Source organism: Dyadobacter fanqingshengii, assembly GCF_023822005.2.
Lineage (GTDB): Bacteria > Bacteroidota > Bacteroidia > Cytophagales > Spirosomataceae > Dyadobacter > Dyadobacter fanqingshengii.
In genome coordinates, this window is sequence record NZ_CP098806.1 from 3318885 (window position 1) to 3335117 (window position 16233).

Annotated in this window: 16 protein-coding genes; 10 read left to right on the plus strand and 6 right to left on the minus strand. The window is 44.9% G+C overall.

Annotated elements, in window-relative coordinates; translation table 11 throughout:
• The first annotated feature begins 6 nt into the window (after positions 1 to 6).
• The gene (locus NFI81_RS13830) at positions 7 to 2412 is read left to right on the plus strand and encodes an ABC transporter permease (protein ID WP_234611863.1); all 2406 of its coding nucleotides are present in this window, start codon (positions 7 to 9) and stop codon (positions 2410 to 2412) included.
• Here the strand turns inward: NFI81_RS13830 and NFI81_RS13835 are convergent, their stop codons facing one another.
• From NFI81_RS13835 to NFI81_RS13845, 3 genes are all read right to left on the minus strand, one after another.
• Positions 2413 to 2757, minus strand: a complete 345-nt coding sequence (locus NFI81_RS13835; protein ID WP_234611862.1) for a DUF5615 family PIN-like protein — start codon at positions 2755 to 2757, stop codon at positions 2413 to 2415.
• Positions 2754 to 2984, minus strand: coding sequence for a DUF433 domain-containing protein (locus tag NFI81_RS13840; protein ID WP_234611861.1), 231 nt, complete (start codon positions 2982 to 2984; stop codon positions 2754 to 2756). Before NFI81_RS13840 ends, NFI81_RS13835 begins: the two co-directional genes overlap by 4 nt.
• Before the next feature lie 91 nt (positions 2985 to 3075).
• Positions 3076 to 4320, minus strand: coding sequence for an MFS transporter (locus NFI81_RS13845; RefSeq protein ID WP_234611860.1), 1245 nt, complete (start codon positions 4318 to 4320; stop codon positions 3076 to 3078).
• 142 nt (positions 4321 to 4462) lie between these two features.
• On the opposite strand from NFI81_RS13845, the gene NFI81_RS13850 reads away from it, so the two are divergent.
• The 8 genes from NFI81_RS13850 (at position 4463) to NFI81_RS13885 (ending at position 11912) form a co-directional block, all read left to right on the plus strand.
• On the plus strand, positions 4463 to 4924 hold the full coding sequence (locus tag NFI81_RS13850) for a hypothetical protein (RefSeq protein ID WP_234611859.1): 462 nt from the start codon (positions 4463 to 4465) through the stop codon (positions 4922 to 4924).
• Positions 4925 to 4974: 50 nt separating this feature from the next.
• Positions 4975 to 5898, plus strand: coding sequence for a winged helix-turn-helix domain-containing protein (locus NFI81_RS13855; RefSeq protein ID WP_234611858.1), 924 nt, complete (start codon positions 4975 to 4977; stop codon positions 5896 to 5898).
• Between the two features lie 261 nt (positions 5899 to 6159).
• The gene (locus tag NFI81_RS13860; protein ID WP_234607991.1) at positions 6160 to 6822 is read left to right on the plus strand and encodes an ABC transporter ATP-binding protein; all 663 of its coding nucleotides are present in this window, start codon (positions 6160 to 6162) and stop codon (positions 6820 to 6822) included.
• 15 nt (positions 6823 to 6837) lie between these two features.
• The gene (locus NFI81_RS13865) at positions 6838 to 8148 is read left to right on the plus strand and encodes a TolC family protein (protein ID WP_234611857.1); all 1311 of its coding nucleotides are present in this window, start codon (positions 6838 to 6840) and stop codon (positions 8146 to 8148) included.
• A gap of 160 nt (positions 8149 to 8308) precedes the next feature.
• On the plus strand, positions 8309 to 8965 hold the full coding sequence (locus NFI81_RS13870; protein ID WP_234611856.1) for a putative outer membrane beta-barrel protein: 657 nt from the start codon (positions 8309 to 8311) through the stop codon (positions 8963 to 8965).
• Positions 8966 to 8973: 8 nt separating this feature from the next.
• The gene (locus NFI81_RS13875; protein WP_234611855.1) at positions 8974 to 9654 is read left to right on the plus strand and encodes an outer membrane beta-barrel protein; all 681 of its coding nucleotides are present in this window, start codon (positions 8974 to 8976) and stop codon (positions 9652 to 9654) included.
• 88 nt (positions 9655 to 9742) lie between these two features.
• Positions 9743 to 10438, plus strand: coding sequence for a GDSL-type esterase/lipase family protein (locus NFI81_RS13880; protein WP_234611854.1), 696 nt, complete (start codon positions 9743 to 9745; stop codon positions 10436 to 10438).
• A 130-nt stretch (positions 10439 to 10568) separates the two neighbouring features.
• The gene (locus NFI81_RS13885; protein WP_234611853.1) at positions 10569 to 11912 is read left to right on the plus strand and encodes an FGGY-family carbohydrate kinase; all 1344 of its coding nucleotides are present in this window, start codon (positions 10569 to 10571) and stop codon (positions 11910 to 11912) included.
• A 6-nt stretch (positions 11913 to 11918) separates the two neighbouring features.
• Here NFI81_RS13885 and recG read toward each other — a convergent pair whose 3' ends face one another.
• Positions 11919 to 14039: an ATP-dependent DNA helicase RecG gene (gene recG, locus NFI81_RS13890; protein WP_234611852.1), complete on the minus strand. Its 2121-nt coding sequence runs from the start codon at positions 14037 to 14039 to the stop codon at positions 11919 to 11921.
• Positions 14040 to 14218: 179 nt separating this feature from the next.
• Here recG and NFI81_RS13895 point away from each other — a divergent pair, with 179 nt between their 5' ends.
• Positions 14219 to 14719 (plus strand): DUF2911 domain-containing protein, encoded by a 501-nt coding sequence (locus tag NFI81_RS13895; RefSeq protein ID WP_234611851.1) that lies wholly within the window; start codon positions 14219 to 14221, stop codon positions 14717 to 14719.
• A gap of 58 nt (positions 14720 to 14777) precedes the next feature.
• On the opposite strand, the gene NFI81_RS13900 is transcribed toward NFI81_RS13895, so the two are convergent.
• Entirely contained in the window at positions 14778 to 15074 is a 297-nt protein-coding gene (locus NFI81_RS13900) for a winged helix-turn-helix domain-containing protein (protein ID WP_234611850.1), read from the minus strand.
• 36 nt (positions 15075 to 15110) lie between these two features.
• Entirely contained in the window at positions 15111 to 16226 is a 1116-nt protein-coding gene (locus NFI81_RS26450; RefSeq protein WP_310589227.1) for a hypothetical protein, read from the minus strand.
• Positions 16227 to 16233 lie beyond the last annotated feature (7 nt).

Here is a 16233-nt window from a genome sequence, read left to right on the forward strand (position 1 = left end):
TTGGAAATGATCCGGAACTACTTCAAAATCGCATGGCGAAACTTGTTGAAACGCAAGTTTTATTCACTGGTTACGATCTTTGGCCTATCGGTCGGGATGACCTTCACTTTCCTCATCATGGCCTACGTATGGGGTGAATTGAGGGTAAATAGTGAACTGCGGAATGCGGACAACCAATATATTGTCCGCAGCAGATGGAAGAACCCGGATATGGGTGTCGATATGGCGACGCTGGGACCGCTCGGAGCAACATTAAAGGCCGATTATCCGAACCTGGTTGCTAATTTCTACCGCTACGATGGCATCACAGTTGCTGTATCCAAGGGTGAGAAACATTTTCGTGAGGAAGTTCAGACGGGAGACTCTACATTGCTTGCTATGTACGGCTTCCCGCTTCTTTATGGCGACGCGAAAACTGCATTAAGCCAGCAGAATTCGGTCGCGATTACTGAGGAAAAAGCATTCAAATATTTCGGAAAAACCGACGTCCTGGGTGAGACTTTAACCTTGCACAATTTTATCGGCGGTAAACAGGAATTCCAGGTTAATGCGGTTTTGAAAACCGTTCCAAACAATTCCGTGACTAATCTGTTACCAAAACCCGCGGAAGTTTTCATTCCGTTAAGCAGCCTGGACGGCCGGAAAGGAGCCGAGGACAATTGGGATTTCCCGTACATGATCACTTACATCGAGCTCCAAAATGGCGTGAAGCTTACTGAACTCGAAAAACCTGTCAATCAAATATTGGCGACTCATTCATCAGCCAATACCAGGGCGAATCTGGACGTGTATTTCACGCCTTTGAAGGATTATTATCAAGAAGCAAACAATGGCTTGGTCCGCAAGATGATTTACACACTATCCGGCGTTACGCTCTTCATTTTGCTGATGGCAGTTGTCAATTTCGTAAATATTTCCATCGGCAAATCCTCCTCTCGCTTGAAGGAAATCGGTGTCAGAAAAGTGCTCGGAAGCCACCAAACGCAGTTAATTGGCCAGTTTCTGGCGGAATCCGTCATTCTGGCTTTGTTTGCCATGTTTCTTTCAATTTTGTTTTATGAAATTTCCCGTTCGGCATTTTCGGATATTTTGGGAAAACCATTGCCTTCATCATTAGCATTATTCCCCTACTCGCTTGTGATGCCACTGCTTTGCGCGATGCTCATAGGCTTAATGGCTGGTATTTATCCGGCTTTTGTATTGTCTGGCATTTCCTCCATCGATTCTATGAAAGGCAAACTCAAATCCATCAAGGAAAATGTAATGTTGCGGCGAGTGCTTGTTGCTTCACAGTTTGTCATCGCATTGTTTGTGTTTGCCGGTGCAATGATTATCGCCAGACAGGTCCATTATTTTTTCAACAAAAATCTGGGTTACAGCAAAGAATCCCTGGTCTCCATCGCCGTTCCACGGGATTGGACGGCCGAAGGATTGTCTAAAATGGAGGCGATCAGAGACCAGTTTTCCCGATTGAAAGAAGTAAGCAATGTGAGCCTGTCTTACGAAATCCCCAATGGAAATAACGGCGGACATGCAGGATTATACAAGTCCGGACAAGACTCCACGCAAGCCATTCACACGCAGTTTCTGAGCACAGATGAAAAATATGCCGACACTTATCAGATCAGAATAGTGGCTGGAAAGTTCTTCAACGCTAATCAAGGCGCATATCAGCCCAATCGGATCGTGTTAAATCAGGCTGCGGCGAAAGGATTGGGATATTCAAACCCCGAAGATGCTGTCGGACAGCAGGTAAGGGTTCATAATGTGCCTGGCTTACTTACCGTAGACGGTGTTTCCGCAGACTTCAATTTCGCATCTATGCATCAGGCTATCAAACCGCTGGGCTTCTTTCACGTAAAAGAAGGAAACGCATTCCGCTTCCTCACATTCCGACTCAATCCAGGCAATTTGGGTGCGTCAATGAGCATTATTGAAAACAAATGGCGGGAACTGATGCCCGACGCCCCATTCGAATACGCTTTCATGGATGACACGCTTCAGAAACTGTATCAAACTGAAATGCAACTGAAAAAAGCTTCACAAATAGCAACCTTGCTAGCTGTAGTGATCGTTTTACTGGGTGTGCTGGGTATGGTTTCACTGAATGTAGCCCGACGAACTCGCGAACTTGGCATCCGTAAAGTCCTCGGCGCGTCGGGATTAGGCATCATCATGCTTTTCCTGAAAGAATTCCTTCTGGTAATGGCCCTCGCCATGCTCATTGCTTTTCCACTGGCATTCTTAACCATGCAGCGCTGGCTGGAAACCTACGCATTCCGCATCCAGATCGGCTGGGAACCATTTGCGATGGTTGGGTTGGGATTTTGCTTGATTGTGATCTTGCTGGTTTGCTTGCAGACCACAAAAGCATCATTGATGAATCCAGTAAAGAGTCTTAGGAGTGAATAACTACACCGGCTTGAACACTTCATAAAGAACAAAGTCGTCGCTCTTAACAAATTCGCTTATCGACTGGACTTTTGAAAGTAGAATGTCAGCCAGGAATTGAGTGGAGCAATTTCCTGTTCTGATCCAGATTACTTTGGGAGGAATAGAAAAAAGATGCAAAAGCCGTACAAAATCGTCGTCGATCGTAACAACCGCATCGTAATTATTTTTGCGGGCAAACATGAAAATATCGTGGTCATCTGCATTGATGAGATCCAAATGCTTCACATGATGGACTTCATGATATTTGTTGGAAATCAGCTGTAATAAGCGATATGAGATATTTTGATCAACTAATAACTTCATGCAGCGACATCATAAAAGATCTTTTTTTGTTGATTCGCTGAGAATTCCAAAGCAATTATAATGTCATTTTTCGTTAACTCCGGAAAATCTTCGATGATTTCTTCAAACGACATTCCCGAAGCCAGCCAAAGTAAAATATCCTCTACCGTAATGCGCATTCCACGAATACATGGTTTACCATTTCGTTTGCCTTCTTCTATGCTAATAATGTTTTTATAGATATACATAATCGCGTGAATGTGTTAAGCAAAAATAGCAAAATGTTTACAATAGCAGAGATTTTCTAAGATTCGAAAGCCTGGAACCTCTTGGGCGTCGCTAACTCAGCCGCACCGAAAACAGATCCTTTGACCGCATGTAAATGTAGCTGACGACGATAAGGGTCAGCAAGCCGCCAGCCATGACGGAGGGGACCGCTCCGAAGGCCTTGGCCATTAGTCCAGATTCAAATGCGCCGAGTTCGTTGGAAGAGCTGACGAAAATGCCATTGACTGCGGCTACGCGACCACGCATTTCGTCGGGCGGATATATGAGCAGGATGGTTTGCCTTACGATCACACTGACGCTATCAAAGACGCCCGTGGCAAATAACGCAGCGCAGGATAATAGAAAATTGGTTGATAAAGAAAAAATAATCGTGCAGATCCCGAAACCGAAAACCGCAACGAGCATATTGCGCCAGGCGTTTTGCGTGGGTGGATAATAAGCCATCGCAAACATGGTGAGCAGGGAGCCAATGGACGGCGCGGCTCTGAGCAAACCCAAACCTTCCGGCCCGACTTTCAAAATATCCTCTGCAAAAACGGGTAAAATGGCCACTACACCACCGAAAAGCACCGAAAACAAATCCAGCGAAATGGCATATAGCACAATCCTCGTTCGAAAAACGAAGCGAAAACCTTCTTTAAGGCTTTCAATAATTGGCGTAACGATCTTGGGAAATTCAGGTCGTGTTTTGATCATCCCCAATAAAATCCAGCAGATGACGAAGTTGCCGATCACGATCAGCAATGTGTGCGTGAGGCCCATGTATGCGTAAAGAAAACCCGCAATGGCCGGCCCCGTTATGGATCCAGCCTGAGAAAATGAGCTGCTCCATGTCGACGAATTATGGTAAATCACCCTGGGCACCAGAAAAGGTTTCAAAGAGCTGGACGCCGGTGAGTAAAAGCCTTTGGCGAAGCCTATTAAAGCAAAAACCGAATAAATGACGATCAAATGCTGCGTTTGCGAAAGTGCGTCATAAATAAACGGCTGGAATGCCATATAAAGGATCACAGACCCCAGCAAAATCACCACCAGGCTTACGTGCATGATCGTAATTTTGTTCTTCTGATCGGCTACATAACCGCCAAAAATCGAAGTAATCACGAATGGGATCACCTGCGCGAGCCCGATCAAGCCCAGCGCCAGCGGGTCGTGCGTGAGCTTGTAAAGTTCGTAGGCAACGATCACCTCCTGAATAAGGATTGACGCGGAAAAGAGAAAAGAATTGGAAATAAAAAACCTGAAATCGGAATACCGGAGGGCAGCGTAGGGATCTTGGGAAGATACTGTTTTCAATAGAATGATTAACTGTTCCAGTTCGTAACACGAATCTTTTACATTTCGTTTACAATGTTTTACAGGCAAATAACCATGGCATTTTGGGGTTGTTATACATTTGGTTCATTCAAAAAACAGCAACCTTTTAAAGTCAAAACACATGAAAAACAATCTTTGGAAAATTGTCGGAGCAATGACTGTTCTATTCTCCCTTCCGCCTTCCGTTGCGTTGCCAAAGGAAACGATGGACGGTTTTTACTGGAACCCGGTTTTGCTTAATGGCCGCTCCATCAGCCCCGCCGAACTTGCAGCCGCAAGTGCTGGCAAATTGTCGCTCGTCAAGTTCAATCCAAAATCGAACGTTGTTACAAAGGTGCCCTTCATTATTTACCTGAAAAGAGGCGGGATGATCGTTAATGGCGATGCATATGCGCATAATAATGCTGTTTTGGAAGGAGATATTTATGAGGTTTTAAAACCCGCAAGAGCCGGCGACCAGTTGATCATCGATCCCGTAGACAAGAATGACCAGATCGGACGACGTGTCATTACGGTGCAAAGCAGCCAGTTGACACCGCAATTCAAATGGTTTGGTTTTTATAAAAAAGGCGATGGCTGCTGATTCATGCCACAGTTATGCTAAATTTGTCTAACGTCTTTGATATCAATTCAATGCAACAGGTTCGACATGCGCTATCCCCAGTATTTGTAGTTTTCAGGAGATTGTTTTTCCTGATTTCAGTGGTTGGATTGTGCTTGTTTGAAACGGAGGTTTTTGCTAATAATGAGGCTTTTCGCTTCAACGAAAATGCCAATCTTGCACTCAGGAGAACCGCCCATTTGCTCTTACTGCAAAATGGGGATTCCCTTTCCACCATTCCGCCCGTTCAGCAGATCGATGCGAACACTTTTTCAGTCCGGATGGAACATATGTTTGATTATGAACAACTTCCCAGCCTATTGAAACAATCCCTTCAAATTCAGCACATAGAACGCGGCTACAATGTTACAGTGCTGAAATGTGATAATGGAGAAGTCCAGCTAGGCTACAATTTCCTGGACCTCAATCGCGAAGAAGGTGTTGCTTGCGGAGGGCGAAGGCAGCAAGAAGGTTGTTACCAGTTGCAGGTGAGCTTTATCTCCGAAAACGAAGAGGCTAAAACCGCTAGCGGCAACTGGTGGTTACTCCCATTTGGAAGCGCTTTGGCCGGCCTGGGTTTTATGGTTTGGAATAAAACAAGGCCTAAGACTGGTACAATGCCCATTCAGGCACCAGTAGTGAGTTTCATTAAGGATTCAAAAACACGGTTTGGGTCGTCCGTTTTTGATCTGGTGAATCAAACATTGGTCTCCGGCGATGCTACACACCAGCTTACATTTCGTGAGGCCAAACTGCTTGCATTATTTGCAAAAAGCCCTAATCAAGTTCTCGAACGCGACTTTATCCTTAAATCTGTCTGGGAAGATGAGGGCGTGATCGTGGGCCGTAGTGTGGATGTGTTTGTTTCACGGCTCCGGAAAATGCTTGCTAACGAGCCCGCTGTAAAAATCACCGCGGTTCATGGCGTCGGCTATAAAATGGAGGTCCTTCCCTAAAAAATCCATTTCGCTCGTTTCACATTAAGTAATCTTTCAGCCCATTTTAATGCTTCATCCTGCATCGTCCGATACCGTACACATTTGTACGGAATCGGACGGTTCGCCTTTTTGGTTGAAAATTAAAACAATCATAATCAAACACTTAACCCTTTGGCAAGCCTTTTTAAAATAGGACTGGCATAAGAGACGACGGTATATGCATTTGCTTTTGAAATTGCTTGTCTGTAATTATACCAAAATCTCAAACCTTAAATTTTTATGATTAAGTTAGAAAAGATATCCAAATATTACCCGGCAGGTTTTGGCAAAACTTATGTGTTGCGCCACATTGATTTACACATCAAAGAAGGCGAGTTTGTATCGATCATGGGCCCGTCAGGTTCCGGAAAATCGACTTTGCTGCATATTTTAGGATTGCTGGAAGAGCCTTCCGAGGGCGAATATCTTTTCCTCGACGAACCCGTTCAGAAACTGTCTGAGAAAAAACGAACCGAACTGCACCGTCACCACATTGGATTTGTATTTCAAGCTTATCACCTCATCGACGAATTGACTGTTTATGAGAACATTGAAACACCATTACTTTACAAAGGAACGCCCGGTTCTGAGCGGAAAAGCAGGGTTGCAGAGTTGCTCGACCGCTTCAATATGGTTGCAAAAAAAGACCTTTTCCCACACCAGCTTTCCGGCGGACAGCAGCAATTGGTGGGCGTTGCGCGTGCCATTGTGCACAATCCGAAAGTGATTTTTGCGGACGAACCGACAGGAAACCTGCATTCGGAGCAATCGATCGAGATTATGGAATTATTTCAAAAACTTAACCAGGAAGATAAAGTCACCATTGTCCAGGTAACGCACTCCGAAGTGAATGCAGGTTACGGGAACAGGGTGGTGCGACTCAAAGACGGGTGGTTAGCCTAACATCATTTATTAGCCATGAAACATTTAATTTTACTTTTTTGCCTTTTACCGTTTTCCGGGAAGGCCCAATCTACGCTCAGTCTCGCGGAATGCGTAGATCTGCTAGCCAAAAATAACCTGATTTACCAGCAAAGTAGCCTTCAGGCTGAGGCTGCACAGGCTCAATTGAGACAAACCAAGTCCCAGATCCTGCCGCAGATTTCATTTGGGACATCGCAGACCTTGAATGCAGGTCGTAGCATTGACCAGTCCACCAATACGTATATAGATGAGGTTTTCGGAAATAGTTCGCTTGGCCTTAATTTTCAGGTGCCTGTTTTCCAGGGTTTCAAAGTTCAGAACCAGATCAGACAAGGTGTTTTGCTTAAAGAATCCGCCGACGAAAACCGGACTGCGATATTGAATGCACAAACGGTGCTGCTGATGCAGAATTACGTAAATGTATTGGCAACAAAAGCACTTTACGAATCCTGGACAGAACAAGTTTTATCGTCCGAAACGCAGACGGAAAGGATTTCCAAGCAAGTGAATGCTGGAACGGTTGGAGTCAATTTACTTTACGAAATCAAGGCACAGCTGGCTAATGATAAATTCAGTCAGGTGACGGCGCTGACCGATTACAGAACCGCCAGACTGGCTCTGTTTCAAAGGATGAATGTTACGCCGGACGACAAGATTGAGTTCGAGGCACTAGCGCCAAGAGATTCGACACTGACCGCCGCTAGTGCGATCGACATTTATGAAGATGCCCAAAAAAGTTTCCCGGAAATTCGAAGTGCAGAATTATACCGCCAAAGCTTTTCATATCAGGTAAAATCTATAAAAGCACTTAATTATCCTTCACTTGGATTGCAGGGCGGTTTTGGCGCCGTTTATGCAACCAGCAACAAGAATCTCGATTATTTTAACCAGTTAAATGCGACCCGTAATGGCTCATTGCAGCTAAACTTGAACATTCCCATTATGGGCCGGTGGCTTACCAAGCCGCGCGTTGAGCTTGCCAAAGTGCAGGAACGCCAGGCGCAAAATACATTGGACGTAACCAACCAGGTTCTCAGACAAGCCATTGAGCTGGCCGTATTAAACCTGCAATCGATGGCCGACAGACAAGCTTCTGCGGAAGGCCAGGTGGAATCGCTTACAGCGGCATTCGCGGTGATTGAAAGCAAAATGAACGCCGGAATTGCCAACTCGTACGAGTATTCCCTTGCCAAAGCTAATCTCGCAAAAGCACAGGCAAATGCCATTCAGGCGAAATACGACTATCTCATGCAGCAAAGGTTATTACAATACTATCGCCAGGGTAACTGGACGGGCGTATTTTAAGATATAAAAGAATGTTAGGTTAAATTTGGTATCGGTAATTTTTAAGAGGCAATGACTTATCACTGCCTCTTTTTTTGTGTTATTCCTTTAAATAAAGTTAAATAACTTATTGGTTACATAAAGATCATTATCTTGCTTTCACTAACTAAAAACATCAGCTATGAAAAAACTTATCCTCTTCTCGTCCCTAGGCATCTTATGCCTGGTCGGCGAGGTTCAGGCGCAGCTTCAAAAAGGCACCCGATATTGGGGCGCAACCATCACTTCCAGTGGAGAAGCCAACAATCAGAAATATGACTCTCCTTACAAATCGGATGCGAAATTTACAAATATTTATCCTTCGCTCAGGACGGGCTGGGTTTTCAGGGAAAATACAATGTTCGGTGTCGACCTTAGCCCGTCTATCAGCTTTGCCAGGTCAAAAAATAACCTGGTAGGAACCGAAATTAAATCGGGATACAATGGAGTAGCGGTAAATGTTACACCTTATATCAGGCGATATAAATCCCTGAGCTCAAAATGGTTACTATATGTGCATTCAGGGGTAACGCTGAGTTATGTGCGAAGCAAGGATTTTCAGGGTGACGAATCTCAGTTTGAAAACGGCTACGGCGTTGGCCTTGGCATTGTGCCGGGCGTTGCATATCGGTTAACGCCCCGCTTTTGGCTTGAATCAGATGTCAGCGTGTTCAACCTGAATTTATCTTATGTCAATTTCAACAACAATAACCACGTAAATTTTCAAACCGGGTTGAGATCTGAGATTCAGCAGTATTTCACATTAAGGGCTGCCTGGTATATCCAAAAATCTAACTAAACGCCGCCATGAAAAAAATCACTTTACTCATCATGTTACTGCAAATTTGTGCAGTAAGCGCCGTAATGGCCCAATTGGAAGGCAGACGCTTTCTTTCCGGCGGGATAGGCGCAAATTTCTCAAATACCAATCCTGACCTGGATGAGGCAACAAATAATTATAATGGAAATGTCAATATTGGGATCGGAAAGTTTAAATCGCAAACCAAAGCAGTTGGCTGGAACCTGACGGGCTATCTGGGTGGAGGAAAAAGTTTGCGCTACATTAACGGGCAGAGTGAACCCAAAAGTGGGTTAAATCAATATGGGATCGGCGTGGGCCGATTTTGGCAGTTCTATAAGCATTTTAATGAAAAAATAGGGATCTACGCCGGCCCAAACGTGAATGCCAGCTATAACTACAAAAAAGAACTGTTGACCAACCAGGATGATACAAATGAACAAAAAACACATGCAACGACGCTCTCATTGGGAGTCGGCGCGGGTGTGTATTACAGGTTGTCGGAAAGATGGTGGCTGGATGCCAGCCTGGGTTTTGCCACTCCGTTTTCGGTGGGTTATACGAAGATCAACAATGACTACCTTGAATCCACGTCTACTTCAAAAGCCAGTTCATTCAATTACAACCTGTCACCCTCCTTCACATTCCCCAGCGTAGGCCTGGGCCTGCGGTATTTTCTGGCCAACTAAAACAGGCCAAATTTCTAATTTTTTAAAGTTCTTACATTAAAAACACGGTGGATATGCCTTTTTGGGTATATCCACTTTTTTGTATTCAATGAAAAAATACTTCCTGCTTCTTTCTGTCTTTTGGCTGGCTGCCTGTCACAAACCCAACACTGCTAACCTCGCAGAACCCTGGCAGCCTGATTATGATGTGAAGAGATCCGAGGCTTCGATTGAGGCTTATGAGAAGATGGACGCTGAAAAAATGCCTGCTCCGGGTGGGATTGTCTTCACCGGCAGCTCTTCATTCACCAAATGGCAGCATGCTGCCGAAGACCTTGCTCCACTCCCGATCATCAACCGTGGTTTTGGCGGCTCCACATTCCCCGAAGTGATCCATTACGCGCCACGCAATGTATTGAAATACAATCCTAAAACCATTGTGACTTATTGTGAAAACGATATGTTTGGCAAGAAGCCTAAAACACCGGAACAAGTTAGGAATGAATATGTTACGTTTGTAAAATTGGTGCGTGCTAAGCTTCCGGATGTACAGCTTTATTTTGTTTCACTGAAACCTTCCCCATCCAGGTGGGACAAAAAGGACCAGGTGATCAAGGCCAATGAACTGATCCAAGACTATATTAAAAAAGACAAGGAGCACCATTATATAGATGTGTGGCCGGTTATGCTTAAAAACGGCAGACCGGACGGCAGTATATTCGTCGGTGACAGCTTGCATATGAATGATGAAGGTTACCGTCGCTGGACCAAGGTTTTCAAGCCGATTTTAGAAGAAGCATTGTAAAAAATGTCTGGTCTGACGGCGAAATTCAAAGATTTTAAAAGAACAGGTAAGGGTATTGGTTTTAACGTAAAGTCACTATATTAACCGAAAAATACGTTTCCGGATAAAAAAGTGATATCGCATTCAAATAATGAAAGTAACAGCGGTTTTTGACATTGGCAGGACCAATAAGAAGTATATACTTTTTGATGAAAAGTATCAGATTATAGATGAATTTTCAGAGTCACTTCCGGAGACAACGGACGAAGATGGGTTCCCGACTGAGGACATTGAACTGCTGACGAAATGGGTGCAGGATCGCTGGGCCGCATTGCTGGACGATCCGAAATACGACATTAAGGCAGTAAATGTTGCCGCATATGGGGCAAGTCTGGTTCACCTGGATGCTTCTAACAAGCCGCTTACACCATTATATTCCTACTTAAAGCCTTTCCCGGAAGATCTTTTAAAGCAATTTTACAGCACATACGGCGACCCAACGCGGCTTTCCTTGCAAACGGGCTCCCCGGCTATGGGAATGCTTAACTCGGGAATGCAGCTTTACTGGCTCAAATACACGTATCCCGACATTTACAAACAGATCGCTTCAACGTTACATTTGCCGCAATACATTCTTTATCTCTTAACAGGCAGAAAAGTAAGCGATTACACTTCATTGGGCTGCCACACAGCACTTTGGAGCTTCGAGATGTGGGATTACCACGATTGGGTAAAACAAGAAGGAATTCATAAGAAACTCGCGCCGGTCCTGGCTTCTTCTTCATTTATATACAGGCATAACGATAAAGGCATCCAGTCCGGCTTTGGCTTGCACGACAGCTCTTCTGCACTAATTCCCTACCGAATGGCTGTTAAGAAGCCGTTTGTACTGCTTTCCACCGGAACCTGGTGTATTAACTTCAATTCTTTCGCGTCCAAGCCGATGACCTCTTATCAGCTCGAACGCGATTGTATGAATTATCTGACGCCTGAGGGCAGCGGCGTTACTGCCTCACGCTTGTTTATGGGCAGGGAACACGATTATCAGGTGGCGCGCATTGCGGAATATTTCCGTGTTGAGCCTGATTTTTATAAGGGTGTTGCATTCAATGAGGAAATCCTGAAAGCGGACACGCCACCATTTTATACGGCTTGCATGACCGGAAACGGGCCTTTTCCTGAACCAAATACACAGGAATGGCAGATCAGCGCGTTTGCTTCGGCAGAAAGCGCTTATCATCATTTGATCAAAGGACTTACCGAATTGCTTTACGTATCTCTGGATTTGATTGGGATTAATGATGTGCAGGCGATTTACATTGACGGCGGGTTTGCAAGGAACGAGATTTTCACAAAACTGATGGCGCGTCATTATTCAAATCACAGCGTATATGCGACGGACCTTCCTTATGCGACTTCCCTGGGTGCCGCATTACACGTGACCAGGCCGCAAACATTCGAATTTTCAAAAGAGATTTACGAAATAAAAGCATAAACCAGCTTAGCTGATCCTGCTCCAATTGGTCGCCTCCTTGCCCATATGTTCAATATGCGAACGAATGGGTTGGTTTACAGGTTGGAGCAGGTCGGGATCTGTATTCAGGATTTCTTCTGCGGATTGACGTGCAGCTTTTAATATTTCCCCATCCTGCGCCAGATTAGCCACCAATAAATCCAAAAGGCCGCTTTGCTGCGTTCCGGACAAGTCGCCGGGACCGCGCAATTGAAGATCCACCTCCGCAATTTCAAAACCATCATTAGTTCTGCACATCGTTTCAATACGAAGCTTGGTCTCCTTGCTGATTTTATAGTCGGTGATCAGGATGCAATATGATTGTTCTGCGCCCCTTCCTACCCTGCCGCGCAGCTGGTGTAGTTGGGACAATCCAAATCTTTCTGCATTTTCAATGACCATAACAGAGGCATTGGGCACATTAACCCCAACTTCGATAACCGTCGTCGCGACCATAATTTTTGTTTCGCCACGTACAAATCTGGCCATTTCGTAATCTTTATCGGCAGACTTCATTTTCCCATGCAAAATGCTGAGCGGCACATCGGGAAATGCTCTTGAAACGCTTTCATAGCCATCCATTAAGTCTTTCAAATCCATTTTTTCGGATTCTTCTATTAATGGATAAACCATGTAAATCTGCCTTCCTTTCGCGATCTCGTCTTTCAAAAAACCAAAAACAGACAACCGGTGCGCGTCGTAGCGGTGCACGGTCTTGATTGGTTTCCGGCCGGCAGGAAGCTCGTTAATGGCCGAAATGTCCAAGTCGCCATATAATGTCATAGCGAGCGTGCGCGGAATGGGTGTGGCCGTCATAACCAGCATATGTGGGTAAATACGGCTATTTTTGGCCCATAATTTGGCCCTTTGCGCCACACCGAAGCGGTGTTGTTCGTCGATAATGCACAGCCCGAGATTTTTGAACTGGACAATGTCTTCAATAAGTGCGTGTGTGCCTACGATAATGTGCATGGAACCGTCCAGCAACTGCTTGTGGATCAGCTCTCTTTCCTTCTTTTTAGTTGAACCGGTGAGTTTGCAAATGTTGACGCCGAGCAAGTCTGCGAATTTCTTTAACCCTTGATAATGCTGGTCTGCAAGGATTTCTGTGGGAGCCATCAAACAGGCCTGGGCATCATTATCCAGCGCGAAAAGCATGGAAATGAAGGCCACAATGGTCTTACCCGAGCCCACATCGCCTTGCAAAAGGCGGTTCATTTGCCGGCCGGTTTTCAGGTCCTCGTGAATTTCCGCCAGAACTTTGATCTGTGCATTGGTTAATGTAAACGGCAAATGATGTTCATAAAACTGCTTTACCAGGTTGGTGTGGTTGAAAATCATCCCCGGATATTCCGTTTTATGCAGCAGCTTATTCTTGATCAGCCGAAACTGATTGTAAAAAAGCTCCTCAAATTTCAACCTTCTTTGCGCCTGATGCAGCCATTGAGCGCTTTGCGGGAGGTGAAAATTCCAAAGAGCGTCCGCCTTGGAAACAAGCCTGTATTTCTGAACAAGCGTATCGGGAAGCGTTTCGCGGATGTGCGGCCTGGATATTTCCAGCAGCGATTTCATCATCCGGCTTATCGCGCGGCTCTCGACAAATTTCCTGCGAAGCTTTTCAGTAAGAGGATAAATAGGCTGCCAAAAACCACCATTTTCGTTTTCCGGGGTGATCAAGTCCAGCTCCGGGTGCATTATGCTCCATCTGCCACCGAAAGCGACCGGTTTGCCAAAAACAATGTATTCCGTATTCGGGCGAAGGTTCTTTTCGTACCACGCAATGCTCTGAAACCAAACGAGTTCCAATATCCCCGTACCATCCGTGAAGTAAGCAACGAGCCGCTTTTTATTCCCCTCCCCCGTCATGGTCCATTCACGCAGCCTGCCCTTGACCTGAGCGGCCGGAAGTTGATCGTTCAGGTCCTTGATCTTGTGAAAAACAGTTCTGTCTTCGTGCCGGAAGGGATAATGCTGGATGAGATCTCCAAACGTAAAAATCCCCAGCTCCTGATTGAGCAGCGCCGCTTTCTGCGGGCCCACTCCTTTCAAAAACTCGATTTTTGTATCAAAGAAGCGTGTTCTTACCGTTTGGATTGCATCAGAAGTCATTGTTCAAATATAGGGCGAAATCATAAAAAACAAAGGTTAACAACCTCCGATATGTTAATCAACGTTAATGTCACCGCTTATCGGTGATTTTAAAACTAACAGGCTTGGTTCACAACTTTTGAATTGCGTATTTCGTTGGATTATTAATTTTATCCACCTAAAATCAATTTTTACCTTTTATGAAAACCACATTTTTAACACTTTTCCTGACATTGGTTGCGTTCACATGGGCATCCGCACAAAGCCCGAGAGTAACAACCGACGGCCCGAATGTTAGCATTGCTTACGGTCAGCCTTCGAAAAAAGGAAGGGTTCTTTTTGGCAAGGATGGAAGCGAAAGTTTGGAAAAATATGGCAAAGTATGGAGAACCGGCGCAAATGCTTCTACTGAAATCACATTCAAGAAAGACGGAATGTTTGCTGGCAAAGCGGTGAAAGCAGGCACTTACAGCCTTTTCACAATTCCGGGAGAAAAAGAATGGACTGTTATCCTGAACAGCGTTCTGGGACAATCCGGCGCTTACGACTACGACAAGAACAAAGGCAAAGATGTTTTGAAAGTGACTGTACCAAGCAAAACATATCCTGCATCAGAGGAAAAACTTACATTCAAATCAACCGCCACTTCGCTTGATTTCCAATGGGATAAAACCGGCTTCTCGGTTCCTTTGAAGTTTTAATGTGAATACAGAGACAAAAAGCGGGCAACTTTCCATTGAAAGTTGCCCGCTTTTTGTCCTATAGATTCTGCCGGATCATGTTTTCCAGCACCTGCAAATGATCTGTAAATGCCTTATGCCCCTCGTCCGTAGCTTTGTAGGTTGTTAAGGGCTTTCTGCCAAGGAATTGCTTTTGAAATTCGATGTATTTTGTTTCTTCCAGTGCTTTCAAGTGAGAAGCCAGGTTTCCGTCAGTCAGCTGCAAAAGTTCTTTTAATTCATTAAAACTGAGCGCATCATTCACCACAAGCACAGACATCAGCCCAAGCCTAATTTTACTTTCAAAAACTTTATTGAACTTCTCTAACCACTCCATTTATACTTGCTTTTAAACCAAGTCAACAACAACAGATTATTTATTGGCTTCCAAAAACAGCATAGCATCCCTGTTACGAAGCCAAATCGCCTGATCCCGCTGACTATTGGCCTGAACCGTCAAAATGGTTGATACCAATCCTGTTCCGAGTGAAACCCAGAAAAATGTCTTTACGTTATTCCGGTTTCCTGAAACCAGCGAACTGATAGAACCAATAGCACCCGCAACAGAGATTACCGTTGCAATTCCCCTTGTGCGGCGGGATTTCCTGAACAGCTCAAATCCGCCCTGTGAGAAAGCAAACTCGTTCTTCAACGCTCTCTGGCCTCTGTAATAAACATTGTCTTTTATATAACCATTTCCCTGCAGGTAAATGGTTTCCTTATCATACCAACGTTTGACCTGGCGAAGCGTGCTGTCCGACGGACTTTGCGCATTGCAGACGAATGAGGCAAGCACAAACAAAATTCCGAAAAGTCCTTTTGCGGAAGACTTGCTTGTCGCTGTTATTTTTTCGCGTTCGTAACGGTTATACATCGCTAATCCATAAATAATATGAAGCACGCCAAAACCCAGCGACCAAAACAGGAGCGAGTAGTTCGTTAAAAAAAGCGTCAGGCTGCCGAGGGCGATTTCGCAAATGCCCATATAAAAGAGCTCAGGATAAGTGAATTTGCTGGCATTGACCAATGCGATGCCGTAAAAAATTAATGTGGCGGGAAATACAATCCATATCATATGATGGTAAAGCAACATGCTCAGGCAAAAAATCCCACCCGTCAAAAGCGGAACAAGCATTCCAACCAACAATCTTTTCGAGCTTCCGTTCCACACCGTGAGCCCTCTTTTCTTTCCTTTGCGAACTGTCAGGATAGTGCCGATAGCCAGTGAAAAAAATAACACACAACAGCCATCAACGATCAAAAACCGCGCAACATCTTCGCGATGACCTTCGCTGTAAGGTGCAACGGGTGCTGCGATTTCAGCAAGCCAGTCCGTTTTAAATTTGACATAAGCCACACCAGCACCTATTAGCGCGAAAATGCCAATAAAAACACCGCTTAACCCGCTTAGTGACAAAAACTTCGATGACCGCTCCATCAGGCTGCGGATCTCATTTAAGGTGTGCAGAGAGTCCTCGTTTGAATTCATAAAACAG

Excerpts from the sequence above, each read along its gene's own strand:
- NFI81_RS13870 (WP_234611856.1), top strand. The coding sequence starts at position 8,309 with ATGAAAAAACTTATCCTCTTCTCGTCCCTAGGCATCTTATGCCTGGTC.
- NFI81_RS13830 (WP_234611863.1), top strand. The coding sequence starts at position 7 with ATGATCCGGAACTACTTCAAAATCGCATGGCGAAACTTGTTGAAACGC.
- NFI81_RS13885 (WP_234611853.1), top strand. The coding sequence starts at position 10,569 with ATGAAAGTAACAGCGGTTTTTGACATTGGCAGGACCAATAAGAAGTAT.
- NFI81_RS13895 (WP_234611851.1), top strand. The coding sequence starts at position 14,219 with ATGAAAACCACATTTTTAACACTTTTCCTGACATTGGTTGCGTTCACA.
- NFI81_RS13900 (WP_234611850.1), bottom strand. The coding sequence starts at position 15,074 with ATGGAGTGGTTAGAGAAGTTCAATAAAGTTTTTGAAAGTAAAATTAGG.
- NFI81_RS26450 (WP_310589227.1), bottom strand. The coding sequence starts at position 16,226 with ATGAATTCAAACGAGGACTCTCTGCACACCTTAAATGAGATCCGCAGC.
- NFI81_RS13840 (WP_234611861.1), bottom strand. The coding sequence starts at position 2,984 with ATGTATATCTATAAAAACATTATTAGCATAGAAGAAGGCAAACGAAAT.
- NFI81_RS13860 (WP_234607991.1), top strand. The coding sequence starts at position 6,160 with ATGATTAAGTTAGAAAAGATATCCAAATATTACCCGGCAGGTTTTGGC.
- recG (WP_234611852.1), bottom strand. The coding sequence starts at position 14,039 with ATGACTTCTGATGCAATCCAAACGGTAAGAACACGCTTCTTTGATACA.
- NFI81_RS13855 (WP_234611858.1), top strand. The coding sequence starts at position 4,975 with ATGCAACAGGTTCGACATGCGCTATCCCCAGTATTTGTAGTTTTCAGG.
- NFI81_RS13865 (WP_234611857.1), top strand. The coding sequence starts at position 6,838 with ATGAAACATTTAATTTTACTTTTTTGCCTTTTACCGTTTTCCGGGAAG.
- NFI81_RS13875 (WP_234611855.1), top strand. The coding sequence starts at position 8,974 with ATGAAAAAAATCACTTTACTCATCATGTTACTGCAAATTTGTGCAGTA.
- NFI81_RS13880 (WP_234611854.1), top strand. The coding sequence starts at position 9,743 with ATGAAAAAATACTTCCTGCTTCTTTCTGTCTTTTGGCTGGCTGCCTGT.
- NFI81_RS13850 (WP_234611859.1), top strand. The coding sequence starts at position 4,463 with ATGAAAAACAATCTTTGGAAAATTGTCGGAGCAATGACTGTTCTATTC.
- NFI81_RS13835 (WP_234611862.1), bottom strand. The coding sequence starts at position 2,757 with ATGAAGTTATTAGTTGATCAAAATATCTCATATCGCTTATTACAGCTG.